2 protein-coding genes and 2 pseudogenes are annotated in these 3,238 nt (G+C 64.2%); 1 reads left to right on the forward strand and 3 read right to left on the reverse strand.

The genetic code is table 11. The features are described from left to right. Window positions 1-416 (forward strand): annotated as a pseudogene (locus ACXJL8_RS37380) (hypothetical protein); the annotation flags it as partial. Window positions 417-475: 59 nt separating this feature from the next. Here ACXJL8_RS37380 and ACXJL8_RS37385 read toward each other — a convergent pair. The 3 genes and pseudogenes from ACXJL8_RS37385 to ACXJL8_RS37395 form a co-directional block, all read right to left on the reverse strand. Then, a complete protein-coding gene (locus ACXJL8_RS37385) occupies window positions 476-1,297 on the reverse strand; it encodes an enoyl-CoA hydratase (RefSeq protein WP_456686647.1) in 822 nt (273 codons plus the stop codon). Window positions 1,298-1,417: 120 nt separating this feature from the next. Next, window positions 1,418-2,782, reverse strand: coding sequence for a L,D-transpeptidase family protein (locus tag ACXJL8_RS37390; protein ID WP_456621404.1), 1,365 nt, complete (start codon window positions 2,780-2,782; stop codon window positions 1,418-1,420). Between the two features lie 386 nt (window positions 2,783-3,168). Then, window positions 3,169-3,238, reverse strand: a pseudogene (locus ACXJL8_RS37395) (helix-turn-helix domain-containing protein); the annotation flags it as partial.

Here is a 3,238-nt window from a genome sequence, read left to right on the forward strand (position 1 = left end):
GTTCAATTGAAGTACCGATCAAGGACCGGCTCCGCTGCGTAAGGTCTATCGCTACTCTATTTGCGAAATTGTTTGAGCCTCGTTGCACTCCGAGTTTGTCTCACCTCAGCGAAGCCGATGCTGGAACACTAAACTGTGTTTGCTACATGTGGTGGGATGTGTTTCCGAGCCTGGCGCTTACCGGCGATCCAGGTCTGCCAACGCTCCACGATTGCGCGCTGGGTACCATGGAAAGCATCCTTCACCTCAACTCGATGGCTTGCCAAGAGAGCGCTTTACATGGGCTGGGACACTGGCAACGAGACTACAGCGAGAATGTCATCCAAATCATTGATCGCTTTTGCGAAGCGCATCCTAAGGCCGACCCCCGGCTTTTGGCTTATGCCCAATCGGCCCGCTGCGGGTGCGTGCTGTGATCTTGGCCTATCTTGGCCTGCGCTCATGAGATTTTTGCTGGCGTGGTCGGGCGCCGAGGCTACTTCCCCGAAAACTGCGGCTTGCGCTTCTCCATGAACGCCTGCCGGCCCTCGCGGAAATCCGCCGAGTCCATGCAAGCCGTGCCGATCGCCTTGATCGCCTCCATGTCGCGCGCGCTCTCGTCCTTCAAGACTTGCGCGATGGTGATCTTGGCGGCCTTGATCGCCAGCGGCGCGTTCTGCGAGATCGTCTCGGCAATCATCATGGTCTCGCCCCAGAGCTGGTCGTCCGGGATCATCCGCTCCACCAGCCCGATCCGCAGCGCTTCCGCCGCGTCGATGCGCATGCCGGTGTACATCAGAAGCCGCGCCCAGGACGGGCCGACCAGCGACACCAGGTGCCGCAAGCCGTCATAGCCATAGGCGATGCCGAGCCGTGCCGCGGGAATGCCGAACTGGCTGYTGTGTGCGGCGATGCGGATGTCGGCGAGCATCGCGACCTGCATGCCGCCGCCGAGGCAGAACCCCTGGATGCAGGCGATCGTCGGCTTGGGATAGTCGGCGAGCAGCGCGCGCTGGGCGGCGCTGCGCTTGGCGTATTCCTCCGAGGCGGCCGCGTTGTGGCGGGTCTTCTCGAACTGGCTGATGTCGGCGCCCGACACGAACGCCTTGCCGCCGGCGCCGCGCAGGATCACGACACGGACCGCGTCGTCGTCGCGCAGGCTCGTCAGCGCCTCGCCAAATCCCTCCCACATCTCCAGCGACATCGCGTTGCGCTTGTCGGGATTGTTGAAGGTGATCACCCCGACGCCATCGGCGGCATGCTTGAGGATAKTGCCGTCGGCGTAGGGTGTTTCGGTCGTGTTGGGGATCTCGGGCATCGCGCGCTCGCTTGTCGTAGGCCGGGCGCAATGTGCGGCCGGGGAAAGGCCGCGGTCAACCGCGGCAAGGCGAGGGGCTTAGCATCCGCCTGTGCCGCGATTGCATGGCGCGAGAAGCGCCTACTGCGTTACATGCATGTGCGAGGTCAGAGGATGGTTGGCGGCATTGCTGAAAAACGCCGCCTCTTCGGCCGTGGCCTCCAGCAGTTGCTCGTCCTGGTTATAGACGTCGTTGCGGAACTGGACGGTCTGATCCTTGGTCATCCACGCCGTGAGATAGATCCAGGCCACCGGCACCTTCCTCGCCATGGCGACCTCCAGATGCTGGCCGGTGGCAATTTCGGCGTCGATTGCGGCGCGGGTCCATTTCGGCTGGTCCTTCAGCAGCCAGGCGGCGAGATCGCGCACATTGTCGACGCGCGAGCAGCCGTGGGAATCGAAGCGGTAGTCGTCGCTGAACAGATTGCGCTGGTTGGTGTCGTGCATGTAGACCGAATAGGAATTCGGCATGTCGATCTTGACGGCGCCGAGCGCGTTGAAGGTGCCGTTCTGCTGCCGCACGGTGAAGTTCGGCGTGTGYGTGCCCGACCAGTCGACCGAATGCGGATCGATCGGATTGTCGTGAGCGTCGAGCACCTCCATGTGCATGCGCGAGAGGTAGGTCGGATCCTTGCGCATATGCGCCGAGATTTCGGTCTTGGCGATCGAGGACGGCACCGTCCAGGTCGGATTGAGGACGACGCTGCTGATCTGCGCGGTCAGCGTCGGCGATGGCTTTTCGGTCTTGCCGACGATGACGCGATAGCGCCGCACCACCACATCGTTCTCGACCGCTTCGGCAAAGGCGGCGGGGATGTTGACCACGACATAGCGCTGGCCGAAGCCGAAATTCATGTTCTCGAGCCGCTGGAGCGAAGCCTCCAGCTGCCGGATGCGCTTCTGTACGGAGACGTTCATCGCCGCTATCGTGCGCGGCGTCACGGTGCCGGTCGTAGCCAGGCCATGGCGCGCCTGGAAGCGTTTCACGGCGTCCGCCAGATCCTGGTCGAAGGCGCCGCTCGCCTTGTCGGCGGCGAGATCGCCGGAGACGATCAGCCGCTTGCGCAGCAACTCGTCGTTTGCGCCCTCGACGCCGGGCGCGAACTTGGCGTCGGCCGGGATCGCCGGCCAGCCGCCGCGCACCGCAAGATCGGAATAGCTGAACGCCGCATCCTTGATCCGCTGCGCGCTGCCTTCGTCATAGGTCGGCTCGTGCGTCAGCGCGAGCGCCGCGGCCGAGCGGCCCTCCGGCGTCGACACGGGCGAGGCGGCAGCCTTCGGCGCGGCCGTATGAGCCGGATTGGCGGCAGCCGGCACCGTGCCGGCCGAAGTCGCCGGTTTGGGGCCGGCCTGTCCAATGGTCTCGGTCTGCGCAAACGCGGTGGCGCTGGCGAACAGGCCCACCGAAACGATCTTGGCAATGATCACGGCATGGCGCTTCGACATCGGTCTTATCTTCCCCCACAAGGACGAGGCCCGGGCGGGCACTCGTATTGGCAATTCCCAGCCGCCGCGCCGATTCGCGAAAATTGGCGGCAGGCTAGCGCCTCAGGATTGCCGCCCCCTTAAGCACAGCGCATCGAGAGCGCCGCGCGTCCGATGCGGCGCCTCTCGATTGGGTCGCAACAAGGCCGGGATGGGTTCGCGAAAACCGCGACGAAGGCGGCAAATGGCCAAGAGAAAATTGAAGAAAAAAAAGGGGCGGTCAGGCCGCCCCGAAAGCCAAGGCCGCGCGCGGAGAACGCACGGGCCGGAACCTCGTCCAATCCGGCCGCGCCCCCGCGGCGCGGCGGATTGAACATCGGCCGTAGCGGCCAGACCGTCGATCGATCTCAGGCTTCGTTCGCCGCGATCGATTCCATCAGCGAGACGAGCTGACGTTGCACCGTCTGATCCTTGATC

The organism is Bradyrhizobium sp. P5_C11_2, assembly GCF_054049755.1.